Origin of the sequence: Pseudoalteromonas sp. APC 3691, assembly GCF_030408135.1 — a bacterium.
Taxonomy (GTDB): domain Bacteria; phylum Pseudomonadota; class Gammaproteobacteria; order Enterobacterales; family Alteromonadaceae; genus Pseudoalteromonas.
Genome location: NZ_JASDCB010000013.1, coordinates 51,904 through 76,196, shown reverse-complemented (window position 1 = coordinate 76,196; position 24,293 = coordinate 51,904). Strand labels below are relative to the sequence as shown.

22 protein-coding genes and 1 pseudogene are annotated in these 24,293 nt (G+C 38.4%); 5 read left to right on the top strand and 18 right to left on the bottom strand.

The genetic code is table 11. The annotated features are described in order from the left end of the window. A partial coding sequence (locus QL998_RS06540) for a transposase DNA-binding-containing protein (protein WP_290192349.1) occupies nucleotides 1-386 on the bottom strand: 386 nt, incomplete at its 3' end. A gap of 117 nt (nucleotides 387-503) precedes the next feature. Between QL998_RS06540 and QL998_RS06535 the strand changes: the two genes are divergently transcribed. Continuing rightward, nucleotides 504-1,985 (top strand): NAD(P)H-hydrate dehydratase, encoded by a 1,482-nt coding sequence (locus tag QL998_RS06535; RefSeq protein ID WP_290192348.1) that lies wholly within the window; start codon nucleotides 504-506, stop codon nucleotides 1,983-1,985. A 16-nt stretch (nucleotides 1,986-2,001) separates the two neighbouring features. On the opposite strand, the pseudogene QL998_RS06530 reads toward QL998_RS06535, so the two are convergent. The 17 genes and pseudogenes from QL998_RS06530 to QL998_RS06450 all read right to left on the bottom strand — a co-directional run bounded on the left by QL998_RS06530 (nucleotide 2,002) and on the right by QL998_RS06450 (nucleotide 20,773). Beyond that, nucleotides 2,002-2,448, bottom strand: a pseudogene (locus tag QL998_RS06530) (VOC family protein). 89 nt (nucleotides 2,449-2,537) lie between these two features. Beyond that, on the bottom strand, nucleotides 2,538-2,825 hold the full coding sequence (locus QL998_RS06525; protein ID WP_290192347.1) for a hypothetical protein: 288 nt from the start codon (nucleotides 2,823-2,825) through the stop codon (nucleotides 2,538-2,540). Between the two features lie 140 nt (nucleotides 2,826-2,965). Further along, on the bottom strand, nucleotides 2,966-3,379 hold the full coding sequence (gene rnk, locus QL998_RS06520; protein WP_290192346.1) for a nucleoside diphosphate kinase regulator: 414 nt from the start codon (nucleotides 3,377-3,379) through the stop codon (nucleotides 2,966-2,968). A gap of 585 nt (nucleotides 3,380-3,964) precedes the next feature. Beyond that, on the bottom strand, nucleotides 3,965-5,074 hold the full coding sequence (locus QL998_RS06515; RefSeq protein ID WP_290192345.1) for a hypothetical protein: 1,110 nt from the start codon (nucleotides 5,072-5,074) through the stop codon (nucleotides 3,965-3,967). Next, entirely contained in the window at nucleotides 5,074-6,864 is a 1,791-nt protein-coding gene (locus QL998_RS06510; protein WP_290192344.1) for a restriction system-associated AAA family ATPase, read from the bottom strand. Before QL998_RS06510 ends, QL998_RS06515 begins: the two co-directional genes overlap by 1 nt. 12 nt (nucleotides 6,865-6,876) lie before the next feature. After that, nucleotides 6,877-8,505, bottom strand: coding sequence for a restriction endonuclease subunit S (locus tag QL998_RS06505; RefSeq protein ID WP_290192343.1), 1,629 nt, complete (start codon nucleotides 8,503-8,505; stop codon nucleotides 6,877-6,879). Continuing rightward, a complete protein-coding gene (locus QL998_RS06500; RefSeq protein WP_290192342.1) occupies nucleotides 8,502-10,223 on the bottom strand; it encodes a type I restriction-modification system subunit M in 1,722 nt (573 codons plus the stop codon). Before QL998_RS06500 ends, QL998_RS06505 begins: the two co-directional genes overlap by 4 nt. 15 nt (nucleotides 10,224-10,238) lie before the next feature. Beyond that, a complete protein-coding gene (locus QL998_RS06495; protein ID WP_290192341.1) occupies nucleotides 10,239-13,049 on the bottom strand; it encodes a type I restriction endonuclease subunit R in 2,811 nt (936 codons plus the stop codon). Between the two features lie 236 nt (nucleotides 13,050-13,285). Further along, a complete protein-coding gene (locus QL998_RS06490; RefSeq protein ID WP_290192340.1) occupies nucleotides 13,286-13,867 on the bottom strand; it encodes a recombinase family protein in 582 nt (193 codons plus the stop codon). 163 nt (nucleotides 13,868-14,030) lie between these two features. Next, on the bottom strand, nucleotides 14,031-15,077 hold the full coding sequence (locus QL998_RS06485; protein ID WP_290192339.1) for a site-specific integrase: 1,047 nt from the start codon (nucleotides 15,075-15,077) through the stop codon (nucleotides 14,031-14,033). Between the two features lie 34 nt (nucleotides 15,078-15,111). Further along, entirely contained in the window at nucleotides 15,112-15,609 is a 498-nt protein-coding gene (locus tag QL998_RS06480) for a helix-turn-helix domain-containing protein (protein ID WP_290192338.1), read from the bottom strand. After that, complete coding sequence (locus QL998_RS06475) at nucleotides 15,596-15,802, bottom strand: AlpA family transcriptional regulator (RefSeq protein ID WP_290192337.1); 207 nt, start codon at nucleotides 15,800-15,802, stop codon at nucleotides 15,596-15,598. The genes QL998_RS06480 and QL998_RS06475 overlap by 14 nt, the downstream gene beginning before the upstream one ends. Nucleotides 15,803-15,918: 116 nt before the next feature. Then, nucleotides 15,919-16,764, bottom strand: coding sequence for a hypothetical protein (locus QL998_RS06470; RefSeq protein WP_290192336.1), 846 nt, complete (start codon nucleotides 16,762-16,764; stop codon nucleotides 15,919-15,921). 18 nt (nucleotides 16,765-16,782) lie between these two features. Next, nucleotides 16,783-17,985 carry a tyrosine-type recombinase/integrase gene (locus QL998_RS06465; RefSeq protein ID WP_290192335.1) on the bottom strand — a complete coding sequence of 401 codons (1,203 nt, stop codon included), beginning with the start codon at nucleotides 17,983-17,985 and terminating at the stop codon, nucleotides 16,783-16,785. Nucleotides 17,986-18,200: 215 nt separating this feature from the next. Next, nucleotides 18,201-19,850 (bottom strand): chaperonin GroEL, encoded by a 1,650-nt coding sequence (gene groL, locus QL998_RS06460; RefSeq protein WP_002958835.1) that lies wholly within the window; start codon nucleotides 19,848-19,850, stop codon nucleotides 18,201-18,203. A 48-nt stretch (nucleotides 19,851-19,898) separates the two neighbouring features. Then, nucleotides 19,899-20,186 (bottom strand): co-chaperone GroES, encoded by a 288-nt coding sequence (locus QL998_RS06455; protein ID WP_002958836.1) that lies wholly within the window; start codon nucleotides 20,184-20,186, stop codon nucleotides 19,899-19,901. Between the two features lie 110 nt (nucleotides 20,187-20,296). Continuing rightward, nucleotides 20,297-20,773: an FxsA family protein gene (locus QL998_RS06450; protein WP_002958838.1), complete on the bottom strand. Its 477-nt coding sequence runs from the start codon at nucleotides 20,771-20,773 to the stop codon at nucleotides 20,297-20,299. A gap of 178 nt (nucleotides 20,774-20,951) precedes the next feature. Here QL998_RS06450 and cutA point away from each other — a divergent pair, with 178 nt between their 5' ends. The 4 genes from cutA (at nucleotide 20,952) to accB (ending at nucleotide 24,285) form a co-directional block, all read left to right on the top strand. After that, a complete protein-coding gene (gene cutA / locus QL998_RS06445) occupies nucleotides 20,952-21,272 on the top strand; it encodes a divalent cation tolerance protein CutA (RefSeq protein WP_002958839.1) in 321 nt (106 codons plus the stop codon). Then, nucleotides 21,272-23,101 (top strand): protein-disulfide reductase DsbD, encoded by a 1,830-nt coding sequence (locus QL998_RS06440; RefSeq protein WP_024606504.1) that lies wholly within the window; start codon nucleotides 21,272-21,274, stop codon nucleotides 23,099-23,101. Before cutA ends, QL998_RS06440 begins: the two co-directional genes overlap by 1 nt. 228 nt (nucleotides 23,102-23,329) lie before the next feature. Next, a complete protein-coding gene (aroQ, locus tag QL998_RS06435) occupies nucleotides 23,330-23,782 on the top strand; it encodes a type II 3-dehydroquinate dehydratase (protein ID WP_002958841.1) in 453 nt (150 codons plus the stop codon). A 38-nt stretch (nucleotides 23,783-23,820) separates the two neighbouring features. Next, nucleotides 23,821-24,285 carry an acetyl-CoA carboxylase biotin carboxyl carrier protein gene (gene accB / locus QL998_RS06430; protein WP_002958842.1) on the top strand — a complete coding sequence of 155 codons (465 nt, stop codon included), beginning with the start codon at nucleotides 23,821-23,823 and terminating at the stop codon, nucleotides 24,283-24,285. Nucleotides 24,286-24,293 lie beyond the last annotated feature (8 nt).

The following is a 24,293-nucleotide window of genomic DNA, read 5'->3' as shown; positions in this document are numbered from 1 at the left end:
GGCGCAAACAGTAATATGCTATGAGCTAACAAGCCTCGTTGTTTTGCTCCTCGTCCGACATGACCCAAATCATCTCGAATGGAGGAATGTTTATAAATTAGTGTGGTCGTGTCTTCTAATGCGAGCAATAAGTTATGACTTTTTGCTTGTTCAACCGTGGCTTTAAAGCCTGACTCTGCTATAGCCGTTGCGTCAATATTCTCGTTGCGAATAAAGCGGTAGGCACCTTCCATATCGGCGGGGGATTGAGTGATGTTTACAAGTGGTTTTCCTGGTTCATTTGCAAGCGTTGATGCTAACTTTACCAGACGCGCTGTTCTTCTTGGATCACCTAAGTCCGATTTACCGAATTGTTGTTTTGCCCAATGAGTATGTTCGTTAATCATAATGTGCCCTCAAACAAGATTTGAAGATCTGATCATGACATTGAGATTTAGTTCAAAAAAATCCCCGCTAATTTCTTAGCAGGGATTTGTGTATAAGAGACAGGTAAAGGAGCCTTTATGCTTAATAAAACCTTATTTACCGCACAACAAGTAAGAGACAATGAAGCTTTAGCGGCTAAAAATAGTCATTGTGATTTATTTACCCTAATGCAGCGTGCAGGCGAGGCTGTATATAAGCAATGGCAGTTATTTGATGCACGGCATACATTAGTCATTGTTGGCCATGGTAACAACGCTGGAGACGGTTACGTTGTAGCTAGGCTTATTATGCAATCAGGTAAAAAGGTAACAGTATGCGCAGCTGAGCCTAATAAAGTATTAACCGGTGATGCAGCAAAAGCGCAGCAGTTATGGGTTGAAGCGGGTGGGCTCGTTTCTCATTTTACAAAAGATGCCCTTAATAAGTGCGATATAGTTATTGATGCGCTCCTTGGTACTGGGCTTAAAAGCGCAGTGCGTGATAACTTTGCGAATATAATTAAGGCTGTAAATAACAGTGGTAAGCCCGTAATAAGCATTGATATTCCATCAGGCATTGAGGCTAATACAGGGCAGCCTTTAGGGTGCGCTGTACAAGCGACTTCAACCGTTACCTTTGTGGGTATAAAGCAAGGGCTCACAACGACAGCAGGTAAACAATATAGCGGTAAGTTAGTATTTGATGATTTAGCAATTGGCGATGCATTTACTTGTATAGCGCAATCTTCAGGAACCCTTGTCAATTTCAATAGCTTTAAAGGAATAGCCACGCGAGCAATCAATAGTCACAAAGGAAGCCACGGTAAACTTTTATGTGTTGGTGGCAATCAAGGTACTGCAGGTGCAATTAGGTTAAGTAGTGAAGCAGCACTTAGAACGGGTGCTGGCATGGTAAGAGTGTATACACACGAAAGCTCAATAACGCCTATTAGCATTGGCAGACCAGAACTTATGGTAAGCAGTAATAACTTACATCAAGCGCTAGAGTGGGCAAGCTACGTTGTTATTGGCCCAGGACTTGGGCAAGACGAGTGGGCACAACAAACATTCGATGAAGTAATGCAATATTGCCAAAACAATAAAATGCCATTGGTTATAGATGCAGACGCTCTTAATTTACTGGCTAAGCAAGCTTCATCATACACGTTAGAGCAATGCGTACTTACTCCACATCCCGGTGAAGCCTCTCGACTGTTGAGTGTTAGCACAAGCGAAATCGAATCTGATCGTTTTAATTATGCTCGCCTTTGCGCCAAACGCTACACAGCAACTTGTGTATTAAAAGGCGCTGGAACATTAATAGATAACGCTGAGCAAACGTGGGTATGTGAAGATGGCAACCCGGCATTGGCAGTTGGCGGCAGTGGCGATGTACTTACCGGTATTATTGGAGCATTACTTGCTCAAGGTTTAACTATTGATGAAGCAGCACGCTATGGTGTAACACTGCACGCTAAAGCCGGTGATATCGCAAGTGAGCGAGACGGGCAAAGGGGAATGCTACCCAGTGATTTATTCCCAATTGTAAGAGAGTTAGTTAATAAAGTGACGCGAGTTTAAGCGTCACTTTATCTTGCTAATTATTAAGCTGTAGTAGATCCCATTTTGTACCATATAAATCTTCAAAAACCACTACGGTGCCATAGGGTTCTACTCTAGGTTTTTCGTTAAATGTAACGCCTTTAGAAAGCATTAAATTATAATCTCGCTAAAAATCATTGGTATGCAAAAATAAAAACACGCGACCACCCGTTTGATTACCAATAGCGCTTATCTGTTCGGGTGTTGTGGCTTTAGCAAGCAGTAGATTAGTCCTGCTCGAATTAGTCCCGTTTGAATTAGTCTCGTTTGAATTAGCCCCGTTTGAATTTGGAGGTGAAATTAACACCCAGCGTTTATCATCTCCTAAATCAGTATCCTCGACTAACTCAAAGTTGAGCTTTTGAGTATAAAACTCAATGGCATCGTCGTAGTCCTTAACAACTAATGCAATGCTGCCAATATGTTGTTGAACGTTAGTCATGTTTAGCTCACTCCGTACTATTAAATAAATGTGCTTTTTATCATATTTAGTAAACGATTACGCAGGGTATATGCCCGCAGTATATGATATTAATTAACTTGCGAGTTCGTCTTCATCATCATCGGGTGGATCACCTGGGTCTTCTTTGCGTTTTCTTTGTTCTTGTTTTGCTTTTGTACATTTTCGTATGTAGGCGGTGGGATAGGAATAATAGAAATAAGCGGAAAGAATGCTAAAAATAAATAAGCCCCCTTAGACATACTTTTACCCCACGTGACCATTTTGAGCATAGCCCAAACTACGAATGAAAATAACCCAGTCACAAGGGCAACAAAAACAAAGAAGATGAATATTCCGTTATTATTTAATAAATCCATTTAATATAAATCTTAGTTATACGTAACTTAGATGTGGGTATAAATTAAACAATATCAATCTGCTTTATAATAAAAAACAAAACCCAGCCGAGGCTGGGTCTACTTTAAAGCGATTTTTTAGTACTAAGTGCGTAAAGTGTTTATCTGTGTAATTCACCAGCACGTTCTGGTTGATAGGTTACTTCTTTTATTTTTACCTTTATTAAGCCGCCACTCGGTTTAGGCCACTCAATTTCATCGCCTTGGTTTAGCCCAAGTAATGCGCTACCAACGGGTGATAATATCGATATTTTATCGCCGCTAGAGTCAATGTTTTTCGGGTACACCAAGGTTAACGTAAATTCTTCTTTAGAAGACTCAACAATAAAGTTTACAGTTGAGTTCATCGTTACAACTGACGATGGCATATCTTTAGGTTCGACTATTGTTGCTCGTGCCAGTTCAGATTCCAACTCTTCTTTATTAGCAAAGCTACCTACAGGCAATGATTCCATTAAGTCATACAATCTATCTGCATCGAGTGATGAGATGATTAGTTCAGGTTTTTTATTCATCTTAATATCCTTAATAATTTTTAATAAATAAAATTAACTCTGAGTATGGTTTGGCATGCATTTAAGAAGCAAAGGGATACGCGAAGTCATTTTATTAATTAGCCACACCTGTGGCTTTTACTTTATTTGTGCCCAATAGCTAAAAACCCAGCCGAAGCTGGGTTTTTATTTGAGCTAGGTGTTTAGGGGATGATTACATCATGCCGCACTTAAAAGTATAATCCATTGATTTAAAATAGATTAAGTTTTATGTTGGGTGGTGGTACCCCTGATTGTACTCGCACTGTTTTTAAGTAAATAAATTAATTTGAATTGCAAATATACATTTGAATGTATAAAAGACTTTTATACTGGCTGTTCAATAATAAACAGATTCGATCTGAGCAGTCACCACCAAATATCGGAAAAAAGATGTATCATGAAACCTTTTACCCTGATAACTTTCTAATATTCAGCCTTAAAAAAGCTTAAAAATAAATAACCAATAGATATAAACAAAGGCAAATGATGTATGGGAGTTTTTCCGGCTGGAGGTAGAAGCCAGTACTAAATATTTATTAATCTTTAGTTCGTCTAAATACAATATTAATCATCAAAAATACCCGCTTTATGACACCCCATTAAAAAAGCTTTTTTCAAAAAGTTACTGTCTGAATATGGTTGATTCTGTGCACTTTTCATTTCAGCTCGAAGCATTGCTTCGATTGATAATTCATAATTATGCCTTTCATTCATCACTCTATTAAGCCAAGCCTTACCATCCGTTTCACTTGAGCATTTCAACTTATATCGTTCCTCAATTCCATAAACATCTTTCCATGTCTCAATTTCTTCACTTATGTTATTGGGCCCAAAAGATATTTGAATGTCATCGATTAAAATATTGTCTACATGAGTTGCCGATAGCTCAATGCTGATGTCAATCTCATGGGGATTTGGTGAATATGGAAAAAACGCTTTACGTCGATGAATTTTGCCAGCAGGATCTTTAGGTGTATGTGCGGGGCTGTGTGTTGTCTTGTAGCTACTATTGCAGTGATGGCATGCAGGAACCAGATTTTTAAAGTTAATTGAATTAAAAGGATATACACCTTTAGGAAGATAATGATCATAAGCTTCACGCTTAGTATGATACACACCTAAGAGGTCGGTAATACCACAGAAAGGACACTTACCTAGCGAGTTTGTTGTCATAAAAGTTTTATAGTGATCGTCGATATCACCAATTTTTTCTTTTACTGCAGCTAAGCCAAGTAAAGATTGTGAATATAAGCCTTTGAAGAAAAATTCTATTTGTTTAAAAATACTAGCTTTAATATCATCGCCTTTCTTGTAAGGATAAGCTACTCGTATATCGGCATAACGGGCAATATCGAGAACGGGGTTATTCTGACAAACTTGCTCTACAGCATTATTATTTTGATACCATTGCTTAAGTTCGGTTATTTGAGCAACGGTTAGCGTCGAAAATAAACCGTAAATCCGTTCAACGTGTCCATAAAAAAAATCTGCACCTGTAGCATCACTCCAAAGAAAATTAACCATTAATTCCTTTAAATCACGATTTTTATCAAACAAACTCAAATCGAAATTACCTAGTGACGGAGCCTTACACCAGACTTCAATAAAAATATAATCGATAAACTCCTGCATTCTTTCCATTTTATGAGGAACATAGGTATAGGGAAATAACATTAGTCACCCCCCTCCATACTGTCGAGAATCGTTTTTATCAAGAGAACTTTTTCTACGGAGTCACCAAGTTTATTGTTGATGTCTTTTATTAGTTGATTTTTATCAGTTTCTTGCTGCTCTGAACTAGCTTTAAAAGCATTCAATAACGATTGTGCAAGGCCACCAATGGTTTCTCGCTTATCGAAAGTAGCCATAGTGATCTTATTAATAGATGCACCTAATGTGTTGTATTCAGGGTTGCTTACAGCTACTTCACCAGTGCCTTTATCTTTATTAAATACCAGCACTTTATCCGGCGTACTATCAGAAATAAGAAAAGGAGTGTGAGTTGTAATGAGGATTTCTTGGTTATGGTTCTCTCTATCCTTGTCACTAAAACTTTGACGTAAACGAGAGATGAAATTAGCACGCCATTGCGGGTTAAAATGGGTTTCCGGCTCATCTAGTAGGAACAAACTATTAGTGTTTTTAAATAAAATACATAAGCCGAGGGTATGTAATAGTTGATGCTCTCCATCGGAAAGACTCTTTAATAGCACAGGCTCTTTAATATCTTTTTTACTTATCCAAAAATGTTTAATACGCATTATGCGCTCGTCAGATGGTAGGCTAGGAACCGTTTCACTGACGTAAAGACTGTTTGATTGATATAACTCCGCTTTTAATTTATCACTTACTGAATAAAGGTTGAGTGTTAGCAATACTTGTAGTGCTTGGAATAACTCTAAGGCCGAATTGAAGTTGTTTTTAAAAGCATCTTTTGTTGCTTGGTTTACACTGTAATCTAAATATAACGAATCAGTTTCATGATCTTCAAACCAGCTAGTAGCACAACGTTTTAGGCGAGTAATGGCTGGTGAAAAATTACCGTAAGCACTAATCGAACTTGAACCTTCTTTTTCTGATTCTTCTGAAATTTCTTTTTGCAAAGCTTCATCAGCTTCCAGTAACGAGACTAAATCTACTAGGTAACTATTGTTTTCACTATCAAATTTTACACTTGGGTTGTTGCCACCAAATTCGCTAGCCATATCCGCTGATACTGTAAATTTTCGCTTAATAATAATACGAAACTCATTAAGTGATTCGATACCGACTTCTTCACGAAATGGTGCCAGCGTTTCATCTGTTTGATACAGTAAGTTACTTAATAAAATTGCTTGGCTAAAGCTGTTATCCAAATATATTAAGCGAGATTCAGGTGAGCCCCCGTAGGGTAATTGTTCTTTTAAGGCGTGATAATATTCATCATATTGCACAAAGCGCATTTTAAAGAATGGTAAGCTGAGAATTTCATTTTCACCCGATGAATAACCGATAATATATTGGGGTAACAATATATCTGCGTACCCTCCAGAAAACACTTCATTTTTATTAGTTTCAAATTCACTTTGGTTATTCCAAATAAAGCGCACGGTTGTGCCTGATTCTTTCCATACACTAACATTTGCCCACTCAGGGCCAGCGGGGCTTATAAAGTCTTTAGGTACTTTTATCAGGTAGTCAAGTTCGAATGAACTGAGAGTATCGTCTTGATCGTTATCTTGTAAAATTTCAGGTAAAAAATTGCGGCGTATTCTCAATACTTCTAACTGATAAAAAATAGCCGCAAGTACTTCTAATAAATTCGATTTACCACTGCCGTTGGGACCAGCACAAACGAAAGGGGCAAACTCTGCAAGTGCATCTTTTTCATTAATTTGCCACGCTTTACGAAAATGATGTTCAAAACCTGATTGCAGGCTTCGAAAACCTTTAGGGTCGGTAACTTTTAGTCTGATTAACTTCATCCGTGAGTTCGCTTAATGTTGTTTTTTTAATAGTATTTGGTTGCCGGGCGCTAGCTGTGTTTTACCATCAACAACTGTTTCAATCATATTAGTCGTCTGTTTTATAACGCCACTTTTAATAGCAGCGAAAATCTCATCCTTAATATAATCATAATCACTCACCTCTATTTTTAACGGCTCATCATTTTCATCTACATAGTCTTGCGTCGTAAATTCAATGCATTGCCAGAAGTGATTAATATTTAAATCACTTTCTTGTTGATAATGTTCAAGCCATTCATTAAACCATTCAGTCAGTTGTGTTTTTCGTATCTCGTTATCTTTTATACTCTCTGGATTAAATTGGCTAAAACCAAGTATTGAATTTTCTTTATTATTTTCAGTCATATTATTTTGATCTACAGAGCTCATATCATCAGGGACTTCTTCACTCTCATCAGGAAGTGGGATCTTAGATAAATCTAACTCACCTTTGAATGCCTTTTGGCTTAGAGAGCTGTACAGAGTTTCTAAATCTATTAAACTTAGCTCGTAATTGGTTCTAATTTCTTCGGTTTTTTTAACAATATTTTCAAACTTATCTTGAAGCTCTAATGGCGGGTATGGGAATTCAAGTTTATCAAGAATACCTGTGTTCATATGTGTAAAAGTGCCATCAGGCCCTACTTTTAACCTTCCCACTCTGCTTTTGCAATATGTCATCAGTGATACAAAATAAAGAGGCCTCAACTCATTACCAAATCTTAGTCGGATAAGGTTCGTACTAATGATGGATGGCACTCCATTCATTTTCGCCACACACATTTTACCGACGGTTCCTGCTCTTGAAATAACTATATCTCCATCAATTACTGAATAAGACGATAGATCAGCATATTTTTCACTTGTAATCCACATTCTGAATGGTGAAATCATTCTCCCTTTAGGGTCAATATTATCCATATTCCAAACAGAAACCCCTGAACTCACATATTCATCCTTTTTTAATGCACTTCCGAATGGGCCACATTTAGTTCCTTCTTTAGGGTTAACATAAAAACTTGAAAGTATTCTAATAGGAAAATTATGTGGGTTACTTTTGGGATCGCCAAACATATCCAAAAATACGCTTTTCAATAAATCATTAAGTTGTTGAATGTTTTGCTTTCGTTGATTAATCAGACTTTCAACTTTACCAAGTAAATGAGCAATACGTTTTTGGTCATTTATATCATCAGGTAAAGGGATTTCAATTGCTGCTAGTGACTTCGAGTTTAACGTTTTCCCCATTGCAGCCTGATTTGAGCCCACTAGATTTGCTGATTTAAGGGCGTAATATAAGTAGTTTGAGTCTAATATTTTTGGATCTTTGATCACAAATGCGGCTATAGCTTCATTTGTATAAAGGTTTGTGCCCGCAAAGGCCATTTTACCGATGGTTAATTTAAAACTAAAAAGTAACGTCCCTTTAGCAACTTGCTTAATACCCGTTTTCTTAAGTGCTAAATCTGTTATTTCTTCTTTGGTTTCAGTAATTACTTTTTGCTTGAGATCTCGAATCGATACCCATTTATGACCTTTACCCCAGTAATTCGGATCTTTCCTTGCGGGTGTTTTGCCCATAGTAATATCTAAGATATTAGATAATCTCTCAAGCCTCATCCGATCATCCCCTTGAGCTCTAACAATTCTCGAACAATCCCACTTTCTATTTTGTTTAGTTCGCTGTCTTCAATATCGCCGACTTCAGCCTTAATCAGACGGTTTAAGATTATGTCAGGCTTTTCGTATTCCACGATTTCAAAAATATCTTGCTTGTAGCGTGATAAAGACAAATCATAATTATTGTCATCACTGGCAATTTCGTCTCGTGGCACCATAAAGCATTTATGAGTATCACTAATAATACGGTCTTCACAATCGGTTTCGGCATTGCGAGTATGGTACTTAGTAATAATCTCTTGTAAGTCACCATAACCTTCTTGCTTAGCGCGTTTATCGTCTAACGAATAACCATCAGCGGTCATTTCATAAAACCAAGTATGCTTAGTCGCTGGCTCGGTAACGGTATCTTTCGTTCCCCATACTTTAGTAAATAACAAAATAGCGGTACTGACACCAGCGTAAGGTTTAAACACACCACTTGGAAGGGTAACCACAGCTTTTAAGTCACAACGGTCAACTAAAATTTTACGCAGTTCAACAAACGCTTTGCCTGAACTAAACAGCACACCTTGCGGAATAACAACGCCAGCGGTGCCACCTTTTTTCAGTAAGCGGTAGATGTTTTCAACAAACAATAACTCAGTTTTGGTGGTCGATAACGTTAAGTTTTCGTTGATGTCACCTTTATCAATACTGCCAGTAAAGGGCGGGTTAGCCATGATGATGTTGTATTCGGTTTCTTCTAGGTAGCTTTTACTTAGGGTGTCTTTGTAGTCAATATTCGGCTCATTCACCCCGTGCATCATTAAGTTCATTAAACCCAAACGCACCATAGTGGCGTCGATATCGTAACCATGTAATGTGGCTTGCAATATGTTTTGGGCGTTTTCCGTTAAGCCTGCAGCAATAGAAGTACGGGTAAAGCCGTCCTCATCAGGCGTTAAGTCTTTAGCGCCTGCTTTTTTAGCTAAATCAGTGATGATGTATTGGTAAGCACCGAGTAAGAAACCACCAGACCCACAAGCGGGATCGGCTATTTTATCGCCTAGCTTAGGTTGAACTAAATCAGCGACTAATTTTATGATATGGCGTGGCGTTCTAAATTGGCCATTTTTCCCCGCGCTTGCTATTTCTGATAGCAAAAACTCATAAACGTCACCTTGAATATCTTGAAAAGCTTGGCCTTTTTCTTGTGAATCCTTCTCCATAATCACAAAAATTTCGTCAATGGTTTTTACCGCTTCAACCAATAATGCAGGTTTAGGAATAATAAAAACCGCGTTGCGCATATGGTGAGTAAAGTTAGACTCGCCACCATTTAAGTCTTTTAAAAACGGAAATACTTTGTTTTGCACATGTTGCAGCATGTCTTCGGCTTGCATGCGTTTAAATTCGCTCCAGCGTAAATTACCTTTATCTATGGCATAACGTTTTTCATCTTCTAGTTTTTTCTGCCATTCGTCGTCAGTATCTGAATCATCTTTACGCGCACGGTATTCAGGCGGTATCCATTGCCCTTCAAATTTTGAAGTATACGGCTCATCGTTCCACTCAGCATCAGCTTGTTTTTTCTGATCAATTTCATCTAGGCGTTTCATAAACAACAGATAAGTGATTTGCTCTATGGCGGTTAGTGGATTCGAAATTCCACCACTCCAAAATTTGTTCCATAGCTGGTCAATTTTACTTTTTAATTCAGGGTTGTTTTGTAACATGGTAATGCCTATTGTTTATGCCGCTAACTGCTCGGTTAGCTGTAAAATTTCGTTAATTTCTGCAGGACTAAAAACGCCACGAATACCTTGTGGATGAATAATGGTAAAGGGTGAATTGATGAGGTCTTTTTTAACCACTTTTTCACGCTCGATAATGAATGTTTTTAGTAAATTCAAAAATTCTAATTGTCTGCTGCTGAGATTGGTATGTTGCTGTACAAATTTATTAAACGCTTCACTCACCGTTTCAGGAAAGCTTTTTAATGTTTCAATACCTAAAATATGGCGAATAAATTCAATAAATTGTGCTTTACGGTTTTTGTATACCTGCCTGAGCAAGTCTTCTGTTATATGTGGGTGTTCTGCATGTAGTATGTCAGCAAGTAAAGCTGCATCGATACTGCTCACCGTTAGTCCATCGCGTATTTGTTGTAAAATTGGATTAGAGTGGGTTAAGTCTGTTATTAGTTGCTCGACCATTTCTTTGTAACGGCTAATACCAACCGCTTCGTGTTGAGGCCCGAATTCTACCATCTCTTTATTGTGCAGAATATCCGTAAGGTCTAATTCTGTTTGACCTTGTTTCTCTTCCGGCTCACGGAACTTCATCAGAGGACCTAGTTTGATGGCGAGCTGTTCAATTGATAAGTCGAGCTCGTTGAAATTTGTTTTACTCCAAAAATGATTAAATTGCGCTTCCCTAATAATGTTTTCTTCGGCTTTAACGAAATTAACTGACAAAGGCAACTCGCCAATTTGCGCAACTATCGCTTCTTTCAGTAATTCGGCCTTTTGTTTCTCTTGGTTAAGGTTTGCTAATGAGTATTCGTCTAAATCACGTTCAAAGCGCATCGCTTTAAAATCAAGTTCAGATAGTGTTCTAAATAATGGCTTGATGTCTGTTCTTAAAAATTCCAGTTTTTCATGTGATAGTTTTGTCCAAAAATTATTATCGTAAATTTTTGCTAAAACAGCAGAGGCTTCATTAATTACGACTGAATTTTTTGGCAGTGCTTCTATTAATTCTCTTAATTTTATTATTTCACGTTCTGCTATTTCAAATTCACCGATGTCGTTGGCTTTCTCAATTTTGTCGAGTTTCAGCCCTACGAGCTTTATTGGTAATGGCAGTTGTGCTTTTAGCTCTTTACCTTTGGGGTTTAGTTTGAAGTACTCGAAATTGTCCCAACAATCGAGAATAAGAAAGTTGTCTTTTTCAGTGCACCAAGGTTTTATTTTTTGTGGCTCTAATAATCGCGTTCCTCGGCCTATCATTTGCCAAAATTTAGTGTATGAATATACCGGTTTAGCAAATACAAGATTAACGATTTCACGAACATCAATACCGGTATCAAGCATATCAACACTAATTGCTACGCGCGGCATATCGTTATTAGTAAATTGGTCGAGTAGCCCTCCTTTACCATAAACTCTCGGGTCTTCTGATACCAAAACTTTAGCAAGTTCCCCCGTATATTCGGGATAGAGTTTATCGAATATTTCTTCTAATCTGCGTGCGTGTGCTTTAGAGCTACAAAAGAAAATAGTTTTACCCGGTAAAACCCCATTGGAGTCCTTAATACATTCTTCCATGAACTCTTTAACAATAAGGGTGTTAGTGCCTTTATTGATGACTTGTTTTTCTAACTGTGTGCCTTCAAAGTTAATTTCTTCTACGTCTTTACCTTCAAGGATTAAACGTTTTTGGTCTTCAAGTGAAATTGTACGTTTACTTATTCCTTCAATTTGAAACTTTGTTTGAATTTTCATTACCTGAAAGTTACTTAAAAAAGGTGGTGTATTGTTTACAGCCTCTTCATAGGTATAGGCAAATGAAGGAAGACCATCTTCACAGTGGAATAATTGAAATGTGTTGTGGTCGATAACGTCGGTCGGTGTTGCTGTTAAACCAAGCGTAGTTGTTTTGAAATAATCTAAAACTTCTTTATAAGTGTTGTATATCGAACGATGGCTTTCATCTACCACTATTAAATCGAAAAAATGTGGTGATAAATGCTGAGATTCATCACGAATAATATTTAACATTGTAGGGTATGTGGAAATATATATTCTGCGATCTTTTGCTATTAACTTTTCGCCTTCATTTGGCCAACGAGGTTCATTTGGCAAATGCTCTTTAAAAGCAGCAATACCTTGTTCTCGCAACGCTATTCTATCGACCAAAAACAATACTTTTTCAGCGTGACTTGCTCTCATAAGAGTATCGACTAATGCTATACAAGTACGGGTTTTACCTGTACCTGTTGCCATGACTAATAAGAAATCACGTTGCTTTTTCTCAATGCCTTCCAATACAGAACGAATAGCACGAAGCTGGTAATCTCGACCTGCAATATCGGTATTGATTAATTCTTGAGTAAGGGCTTTTTTGTTTCGACGAATATACTGAAAACGCTCTAAATCATCTATTGTTGGGTAGCCCACAACTTTGCGAGGTGAAGCGTTTTCTAGATCCCAGAAATAAATGTCATGGCCATTTGTGTAGAAACAAAAAGGTAACTCTCCCCCTCTTTGTTTCTGAATGTTATAGCAATATTGTTTTGCTTGTTCACGGCCAAGAGCAGCGTCTTTACTAGATTTTTTGGCTTCAACTACAGCTAAAGGCTTACCATTTTTAGCGAGTAATACGTAATCACTGAATTGATGACCTTGATATGGAGTTTGAGGTTCTTTAATGCCTTCAGGAAGATCAACAAGTATATCAAATTCATGTACAACTTTTGTAGGGTCAGAAACATCCCAACCTGATTGGTGTAGTTGTTTGTCAATGATATCTATACGAGTTTGAGCTTCTGTTTTTGTCATCCTTTACCCTACGCTTCAAAAAATTCTTCGTCTATTTTTTCTGATGTAATATTTGCACGATTTTCGCCCAACGTAACACTAGATTTAAGTAGAATTTATTTATAATTTTATTATCACAAGAATATGGCAAAAATGACTTAGCAGCAATAACTTAAGTCTAGAGGTACAAGCAATGCTAAAAAAACGAACATTAAAGAGGCCTATTTAACAAATACAGGATAATTCAAGCTTCCTTACTAAATCACTACATTCGATTTATTCCAGTGCCTTTTTACTGTCGCGATCCCCAAACCAAGTGCTTTTGCTGCTTTAGATTGCGATAAGCCTTCAGCTTTCTTTGCTTGCACTAAAGCAGTTGTAGCATTGGCTTTGGGTCTACCCAGCTTCTTGCCCTGAGCTTTAGCTCGTTCAAGTCCTTCCTTTGTTCGCTCTCTGATCCGGTTTCGCTCGAACTCAGCAAAGGCTGAAAACATTTGCAACAGCAACTTACCTTCAGAACTCGAGAGATCTGCAACAGGTAGATCGAGGCATATAACTTTGATTCCTTTATGTGTGAGTATGTTAATTGTATTTTGAACGTCAATGTTGTCGCGACCTAGACGGTCTAGCTTTAAGACCACCAGCATATCGCCACGTTCCATCTGGTGATTAATCAGCATCTTGAACTTTTCACGCTTCATAGCTTCAACAGAGCCAGAAACTGTCTCACTAATAGTACGAGCTTCATTCACCTGATACCCTTTTTGTTGAATGGCAAGGATTTGGTTTTCTGTGGTTTGCTCTGTTGTAGAAACACGACAATAGGAAAAGGTACGCATAGGATATTCACTTTATGGTAGGTATCAATTATTGGGGTATCATATACTTTAAGTATCATTAAGTAAAAAGCCTATTTTTATGATACCTAATTATATATAGAAAAACTGGTATCAATATATGAATGTTTATTGATACCAGCTAATAAGATTAAATAGATAGGCTTTATTGTTGAGCCATCATTCTCTGAAAAGCTTGAAACTGATTAAATTGCTCTTCCATATCAGTCGGAATGTTTTCAGCTGGTTTGGCTAATTTACGCAGTAACTCTGCTTGTTTGTAATCGGGGACATCACCATAACTGTAAAAACTGGTTAAAACACCTTCATGCCCCAAATTTTGACTCCATGCTTTAAATTCTTCAGGCGTAAGACAAAGGTTTTCACCTAGCCTAACCAGAGTGTCACGGAAGCTATGAGGATTAAAGTAGGGTAAACCAATAGCTTTAAAAGCTTGTTTAAACACTTTGCGAATTGGGGTGGCGTTACTCCAATGCTCTTTTAGTAAGCCAACAGCCTCAAACTGCTGATTTTTATTGTGTGCTAACCTAGTTTTTGGAAACAGCGGATCATTTTGCTTATATCCAAGTTCATTTATTAAGTATTCAATCCAGTGAGCCAAAATCTTTGATGGCAGCCCACCCACAGGGAAAAAGTAAGTAGTAAAGGTTTTACTATATTTGGTATTTACATCCCTAGCATCTTGATAAAAGCTTTGCTCGATAATATCAATATGTTTAATTTTAGCTGAGGCTACAGCACTATCTCTTGCGCCAGTTAAAATGATAAAAGCAATTAAAGCTCTCTCACGCATCTCAATCTCAGTGCTAAACGGCATTGCTTCTAAAGTCTGTATAACCTGCTCAATTTTAGCTACATTTTTTCTTCGCTTGGTATTAGCAATGCGAGTATCTTTTTCAGATAAATTGAAATATTCAATATCGCTGTAGTTGATTTTTGCTCTATAACCTTTTTGCGTAACTAAAAAGTGAAAGAACATTTTTATGTGACGAATTGCAGTTAATACTGTTGCTTTACTTAATACCTCTCCAGTAACAGTTGATTTTTGGGCAAGAAGATCCTTCTTAAACCCAATGGCATGCTTTGCCCTAAACTTATTAAAATCGAGGTACCCTGTATATTCTTCAAAGCGATTAATTGATTTCATTGCACCGTCAACAGTTGTTTGATCTTGACGTTTTGCATCAACCAAATATTTGTTGTATTCGTACAGAATTCGAGCGTTATTAGTGTTGCTTTTTTTCATCATTAAATACCATGTCTAAAGGATAATTTAAGAGAGCTTCTTCTCTCAGGATTAAGTGTTTTTCAGCTATCGGTAATTTACCCTCGAGTTCAAGCCAAATTTGATTCACATTGCGCCAAGAAACATATTTATTTGCTTGGCAGCCACACTCTTTACAGTGCCCAGACATCTGCGCCATACCAGCAGGTTTCGATATAAATCTAAGTGATTCTATAGTTGGGTTTTTAGGCTCTTTGCATTTGAAGCAGTAAATTTCATGTATTTCACATTTGTACATGTAAGTTTTTCGCCTCTGCTTTAAATGAACTTTTAAGTCGCTACCATGAATTAAAAGCGGACGTCTATCATCAATTACAGGTAGGCCAACACGAATCCAATTACGTACAGTTTTGGGGTGAACACCTAATGCTTCACTAACATCAATCACTGTATAGCTACGATGGATTTTGATGCGATTGGGGTTGTTACGACGACTCATTGTTAGCCACCTTAGATGCAGCGATACGCTTATCAAGCCATTGCTCAATCTCTGAATCAAGCCAGCCAACAGCTCGCTCACTTAGTGAAATAGTTTTCGGAAAATTACCTTTAGCCATACTCAAGTAAATGGTGCTGCGAGATAGGCCTGTTTTATTTTTAACTTCAGGTAAGCGAATTATTTTATAGGACACATTGGAACCTTTTAATCGTTTATTGGATGATTAGAAGGTTATTTGATTTGAGAGGTCTGAAACGCAATTGAAGAAAGTAGAGTTTCAATTGCGTTTTTTAATTCATACAAAGGGGGCTAATCTATATGCTCAGCAAGTTCTTGTAGAGTTGCGCGGACGGTGTTGTCAGCGATAGTTTTACCATATTTTTCAACGATTAATTTAATAACGGGGGCAGAAGCTTTATAAGGAGGGGTTATACCTAACTCTTTCAGTAGTGCCCCTATTAGAATGTTTTTTGTAGTTCGTTCTTTAGATGTAAGTGGTTTTTCTTCTTGCGGCTTATTTTCTATCAATTGGATAAAGCGAGTGATTTCACGATTTTTTATAATCAAAACGCAACCAGCATCAGAAAGTTTGATACAAGGTACATATTGTATGTCATATTTATCAGTTCGAACTAATTGCTCAAGAACTATGGGAAGATTTTCAAAAATCTTAGCAGGTTCTTCCGCAAGGGCACGTTTCCTCTCTTTTGATTCGTTGTATTCAGGACTACATATTTTCTCATAGTCAAAGTATTTATATAGCTTACAAGTGACGCCATCTTGTTGCACTAAGATACCATTTTTACTACGGTTTTTTACACTTACCCCTGAATTGCTTTCTTCATAATACTCTTTAATTTCATAAGCCTCTTGGCCTTGCATTGTTAAATCCCAAATACCAGCCATACTTTGAACAGTGCGGTTCAAGGTATTAAATTTTTGCTGAGGTAACTGCTTCTCAGTCTCATCGACTCCCCCCAATTCACCCTCTATACCATGTCCATCATTTACAAAATACATAGATAGTTTTAAGTGACCATCGAGTGCTAGCCGATATAAATCATTTACAGTTATATTTTCATTTATTTCTTTAGAGATACGCGCAGCTGCATTTTCAAGTGAGAGCCACTCTCTTAACTTATCTGTTTTTTTCATTGCTTTTATGTGCCATTGTTATTTTATATTAGACAATTGATCTAAATAGTCTGCCCATTCTTGCATTAGCTTTGTTCTCTCTGCCAAGTATATTGAGCGGTTGTAAGCTCTTGATGTAGCCGAGCCAGTAAGGTGGGCAAGCTGCACTTCAATGACATCATGATTCCAGCCTTTTTCGTGCAGTATGGTTGATGCTGTACTTCTAAAACCATGTGCTGACATGACATCGGCAGGGTACCCTAAATCTCGTAAACGGTTAGTTAATACATTTTTACTCATAGGTTTACCGCCATCTCTTTGGTTTGGAAATACCAACTTGGAGTAGCCTGTAACAGTTTTCACTTCTTTTAAGTGTTTTACGACTTGCTTTGACATAGGCACAATATGCTCTCGCTCGCGTTTCATTTTTTCGGCTGGTATTCTTATTAGCGCATCATCAAAGTCAATGTATTCCCACTTCATGTTTCTAATCTCAGTTGGTCTTAAGAATACTCTAGGTATTAATTTAAGTGCTTCAACAGTGCAGTAATTGCCTGATTCGGTTGTATCTATATCTCTAATCAATTGGGCAAGTTCATTAGGCTTAACGATTGCAGCCCTATGTTTTACTTTTGGTAAGGGTTTTAGTATATCGGTGAGAGGTAAACCTTGTGCAGGGTTGTTTCGTGTTAACCTGTGCGCTAATGCATAACCAAAAACACGATTGATTACCGCCAGTATATTTGGTGCTTTTCTGGGCGTTCCAGCAGCTTCAATTGCTAACATGAGTTCAGTAATATGCCCAGCGTCAATATTATCAATGTGAAGGTTACCTAAGCTTTTAGAGTCCACCAGCAGCCAACGATTGATTCTTTTTTCGTGATCCTCCGACCAAGAACCTTTTTGCTGCTCCCACCACTTTATTGCAATGGTTGAAAATAACTTGTCTTTAGTTACCTCTTTTGTGCGTTTTCGTTCCCGCCTTTCATCCATGGGGTTAATACCATTGATTAAAGACGCTCTTGCTTCTTCAGCCAATCTTCTAGCTTCGCTGAGAGATATGGAGGGGTATTTTCCAAGAGCCATTTCTTGGTACTTTCCTGCATGTCTAAACCTGAGCCGCCATAGTTTGGAATTATTTTTTTTAACCAGTAAAAACAGATTGTTACCATCGGATTTCTTTATCTGCGCTTTGTCTTCAGGACAGGATATATTTTTTACTTCTTGTGCAGTTAATGGCATTTACATCTCTTGTGTGGGGTACTTTATGAGGGGTATGCATATTAAATATGAATAAAATCAAACTGAAGTTTGCAGTGGTACCCTTCATTAATACCTTGTTATTTTTGGAAGTAGTGAAATATTATCGGATGTAATAGGAAGTAAAGTCAATAAAAAAGCCCGCAAAACATAGCCTTGCGGGCTTCTTAGGATGCTATAGTATATGGGTTAGATGATTACATCATGCCGCCCATACCACCCATTCCGCCCATGCCACCCATATCAGGTGCACCAGCAGATTCGTCTTTAGGGATTTCAGCTACCATTGCTTCAGTAGTGATCATTAGACCCGCAATAGACCCTGCAAACTGTAGCGCAGAGCGTGTTACTTTAGTTGGATCTAGGATACCCATTTCAATCATGTCGTTGTATTCGCCAGTTGCTGCGTTGTAACCGTAGTTACCATCGCCGCCTTTAACTGCGTTAATTACAACTGATGCTTCGTCGCCTGCGTTAGTTACGATTTGACGAAGTGGTGCTTCCATCGCACGAAGTGCAACTTTAATACCGTGGTTTTGATCTTCGTTGTCGCCAACTAAATCAACTAGCTTGCTAGCAGCACGTACAAGTGCAACACCGCCGCCAGGTACTACGCCTTCTTCAACCGCTGCACGAGTTGCATTTAATGCATCTTCAACGCGGTCTTTTTTCTCTTTCATTTCGATTTCAGTAGCAGCACCTACTTTGATAACTGCAACACCGCCAGCTAGTTTAGCCATGCGCTCTTGAAGTTTTTCTTTATCGTAGTCAGATGTAGCTTCTTCAATTTGTGCTTTAATTTGAGAAACACGACCAGTAATACCCGCTTCTTCGCCAGCACCATCAATGATAGTTGTATCATCTTTAGTGATAATTACGCGTTTAGCTGTACCTAGGTCTTCAACTGTTGCTTTTTCAAGCTCTAAGCCGATTTCTTCAGAAATAACAGTACCGCCAGTTAATACAGCAATATCTTGTAGCATTGCTTTACGACGATCGCCAAAGCCAGGTGCTTTAACAGCTGATACTTTAACAATACCGCGCATGTTATTAACTACTAATGTAGCTAGTGCTTCGCCTTCAAGGTCTTCTGCAATGATTAGTAGTGGTTTACTTGCTTTAGCAACCGCTTCTAATGTTGGTAATAATTCACGGATGTTAGATATTTTTTTATCTACAAGTAGAATAAATGGGTTATCTAGTTCAACAGTGCCTTTTTCTGGGCTGTTGATAAAGTAAGGAGATAAGTAACCACGGTCAAACTGCATGCCTTCAACAACATCTAGTTCGTTTTCAAGTGATTGACCTTCTTCTACAGTAATAACACCACTGTTGCGGCCTACTTTTTCCATTGCTTGAGCAATGATATTACCAATCTCTTGATCAGAGTTAGCTGAAATAGTACCTACTTGTGCAATTGCTTTAGTATCAGAACAAGGAACAGATAACGCTTTAAGCTCTGCAACAGCAGCAATAACTGCTTTGTCGATGCCGCGCTTAAGATCCATTGGATTCATGCCTGCTGCAACAGCTTTAAGGCCTTCATTAACAATAGACTGTGCAAGTACTGTAGCGGTAGTTGTACCATCGCCGGCTGCATCATTTGCTTTAGATGCAACTTCTTTAACCATTTGTGCGCCCATGTTTTCAAACTTGTCTTCAAGTTCGATTTCTTTTGCTACAGATACACCATCTTTAGTGATAACTGGAGAGCCAAATGATTTGTCTAGTACAACGTTACGGCCTTTAGGACCTAATGTAACTTTTACTGCGTTTGCCAGGATGTTTACGCCAGTTAGCATTTTAGCGCGTGCGTCACCTGCAAAAAGTACTTCTTTTGCTGCCATGTTTTAAATTCCTCTAAATTCTTAAATGTTTATAAACGAAAAGTAGGTTTAGCCTACAATGCCTAAAATATTATCTTCACGCATGATCAGGTACTCTTGACCTTCGATCTTTTCAACTTTTTCAACATATGAGCCAAATAACACAGTGTCACCGGCTTTAACTTCTAACGCTCTCACGTCACCGTTATCTAAAACGCGACCATTACCTACGGCTACAACTTCTCCGCGAGTTGATTTTTCAGCTGCAGAGCCAGTTAATACAATACCGCCAGCAGATTTTGTTTCTTCTTCTAGACGTTTAACGATTACGCGATCTTGTAAAGGACGAATGTTCATGTTTTTTAGTTCTCCTAACAGTTTCTGAACAGTACAGAAAAAAGCTTTTCTAATTTGCATTCATTAATGGGGGTAGAGTGTAAAATTCCAAGAGAAAAAATGATAAATTTTTAATCTTTTCGCTCATATTCGCCATCAATAGTCGTTGGTCGTTCCATTTGCCCTTGCTCTCGTTCAGCATGTTGCTGCCCAGCAAACGGCGATGGCCCTTGTTGCCTACCTGCGCTCATTCTAACAGTTGCTTGGCTAGCAAGACCTGCGGCCAGTTTGTTACGAATTGCAGGCGTTAATAATAGTAACCCAAACACGTCGGTCATAATGCCAGGGGTAAGTAATAATACCCCTGCAATTACAACGCATATTCCGGTAAATAATTCTTTGGCTGGCATTTGCCCTTGCGCCATTTGCGCTTGTACGTTTTGCAGCGCACCCATACCTTGTGTTTTAACCATTTTGGCACCTAAAATCGCGGTAATAACAACAAGTGCAATTGTTGCAAATCCGCCAATCACATCGCTTACTTGAATCAGCAAAGCGATTTCGATAATAGGGATGATGATAAACAACACAAATAAAAATCTAAACATAGCGCTCTCTAAATAATGACACTCAAAAGAGTTGATGAAATATAAATGAGGGTGACTAGGTCTCTTTTCAAGGTTAGGGCATAGGTATAGTCATTTTACTGATATTTAAGCGTCTACACATTGTATCGGCTATCAGATACTATGAAGCTAGACACTGTCCAATAAGAATAGGTTCATAATGACTACGCATTTTAAAATGATTTTTACGACTTGCAAAGACGAAGCAGAAGCACGCAGCCTAGCAAGGGCGTTGGTAGAAAAAAAGCTAGCAGCTTGTGTAAATATTTTACCTAACATGGGCTCTATTTATATGTGGGAGGGCGAAGTAGCAGAAGCAACTGAAGCCAAGCTACTTATAAAAACAAAAGCAGATAAAATGAACGATGTGTTTTTAACAATAAAAGAGCTACATAGCTACGAAGTGCCGGAGATTCAGGTTGTAGAAGTTTCAACCGGTAATTTGGCGTATTTTAATTGGATGGACGAGGTACTGAATTAATGCGTTTTTTCTTTTTATTGTTGGTTACATTATTAACTGTACCCGTAAAGGCTGCGACTAATAATGTGCTTGGTGATCTACTTGGGCCTCCGCAACAGACTTTTTTACCTGTAGACCAAGCGTTTGTTTTTGATTTTGACCAGCAAGGCAGTACCTTGTTTGTAGGTTGGGATATAGCGCCAGACTATTATTTATATAAAAAGAAAATAGAAATTATCGCCAAAGGTGCAAACATTCAAGTAGGCGATTCTGGCCGTGGCGAAATTATTGAAGATGAATTTTTTGGTAAAACAGAGGTTTTTTTTAATTCCGCGAGTGTTATTAGTAAGCTAAGTAATGTAACCGAAGGCGCTGTGGTTAAAGTTCGTTACCAAGGCTGTGCAAAAGCAGGGCTTTGCTATCCACCAGAAGTAATCAGCATCCCACTTAGTGTTATTAGTGGTGCACAGGTTAAAAATGTAGACCAAAATAACACTACAGATGAAGCAGCAACTGCGCAAAGCACATTTGCAGCACTCAACGAGCCAGCTACTGAACCTACAACAAATTCGGATGATACCGAAAAAGAACTTACTTTTACTGAACAGTTAGCAAGTCAGGGCTTAATAACTAATTTACTTATATTTTTTGTTGTTGGTGTAGGCCTTGCTTTTACGCCTTGCGTATTTCCAATGTTTCCTATTTTGTCGAGCTTAATTGCGGGTCAGCAAAACCTTTCAACTAAAAAAGCGTTTGCGTTGTCGTTTGTATATATACAAGGCATGGCAGTTACCTATGCAGCGCTTGGTTTAGTTGTTGCGGCGCTTGGTGGGCAAGTGCAGGGGTATTTACAGCATCCATTTGTATTAGTTAGCTTTAGTTTACTATTTGTATTATTGGCTATGTCGATGTTTGGTTGGTACGAAATAAAACTGCCAAGCAGTATGATGAGCAAGCTAACTCAAGTAAGTAACAATCAAAAAGGCGGCAACTACGTTGGCGTATTTTTAATGGGCGTACTGTCGGGGCTAATTGCATCACCGTGTACTACAGCGCCACTGTCGGCGGCGCTCTTATTTGTTGCGCAAAGTGGTGATTACTTAGTAGGTGGTTTAACACTATACGTGCTTAGTTTAGGTATGGGGTTACCACTTTTATTACTTGGTACATCTGGCGGTAAATTGCTGCCTAAAGCAGGTGGTTGGATGGAGCAAGTTAAAACCTTGTTTGGTTTTGTGATGCTCGTTGTGCCGCTTATATTACTTGAGCGACTAGTAAGCGCCGACATTATATTATTAATGGCAGGTGTGCTTGCATTAGCAACGGCACTTTACCTACATCACTGGCAAAGTAGCCAAACACAAAGCAAGTTAAAAACTGCATTATGGTTTGCTGCAACGCTATTAGTTATGACAGGGTTTACGTTAACTAAAAACTACTTTTGGCCAGTACAAGCTGTGCAAGTTAGCTCACAAAGTAATGAGTTTAAAAAGGTGGCGGATTTAGCTGAGCTAAAAGAAGCCGTAGCGCAAGCGAGTAATGAAGGTCGAATGGTTATGGTCGACTTATATGCTGACTGGTGTGTGGCGTGTAAAGAGTTTGAGCATTACACGTTTCCAGATGCCAAAGTGCAAAGTGAATTTAGCCATTATCAGCTAATTCAAGTTGATTTAACAAACAGTGACAATAAAACAATTGAGTTAATGGAAGAGTACACCGTGTTTGGTTTACCTAGTATTTTGTTTTTTAACACCCAAGGTAAAGAGCTAACTACACAACGTGTAACCGGCTTTTTAAACGCAGAAGATTTTGCTAAACACCTTGCTACAGTGCGCGCCAGCGCACAATAATAGTGCAATAGAGCCACTTGGATATACCAAGTGGCTTACGACTCCCTCCTAGTTCTTCGTTCCGAAAATAGAGATTGGACCAGTATTTTGCTGCTATTTACATCGAAATCACTATAATAGTTGGTTAACGTGAGAATTTGTTGCTACATTACTTTTTTCTGCTTACTTAAAAGCGAAAAACTACTTAGCAACCGCTTAACTCATTACTTATAGGATATATCGCGTATTATGGCTGCAAAATTTAACCTTTTAGTTATAAATGGTCCAAATTTGAACATGCTTGGCAAACGTGAACCGGATAAATACGGTTTTCAAACGCTAAGTGAAATTATGAGCGAACTAACCAGTGCCGCTGATAGTCTAGATGTTGAGTTAGCACATTTTCAAAGTAATAGTGAGCAAGCCCTCATTGAGCGAATACACAGTGCTTGGCAAGCGGTTGATTACATAATAATTAACCCTGCTGCATTTACGCATACAAGCGTTGCATTACGTGATGCATTGCTGAGTGTTGATATTCCGTTTTTTGAAGTGCACTTAAGTAATGTGCACGCACGTGAAGCCTTTCGTCATCATTCGTATTTTTCTGATGTGGCACAAGGCGTGATATGTGGATTAGGTGCAATGGGTTACCACGCAGCATTAAATGCCGCTGTGAGCCGGTTGAAAAACTCGATTTAATTTTAAATTAACACACAAACAAACAGGCGGGTCGTGTAATGGATATTCGCAAGATAAAGAAGCTTATCGAATTAGTAGAAGAATCAGGTATTGCTGAGCTAGAAATCACTGAAGGTGAAGAATCAGTACGTATTAACCGTAACAACATGAGCGCAGGCCCTGGTTACCCGCAATTTGCTCCACAGCAATATGCACCAGCGCCAGCAGCCCCTGCTCCAGTTGCAGCAGCTCCTGTAGCAGTTGAAGCAGCAGCTCCAGCAGAACCTACTGGCCATCAAGTTAAATCACCAATGGTTGGATCTTTTTATGCAGCAGCGTCTCCTGAAGCTCCAGCGTATGTAGAAGTTGGTCAGCAAGTTAAAGTTGGCGATACGCTTTGTATTATCGAAGCTATGAAAATGATGAACCAAATTGAGTCAGATAAAGCCGGTACAGTAAGAGCTATCTTAGCTGAAAATGGCGAGCCAATAGAATTTGATCAACCTCTATTCATCATTGAATAATAGCGTAA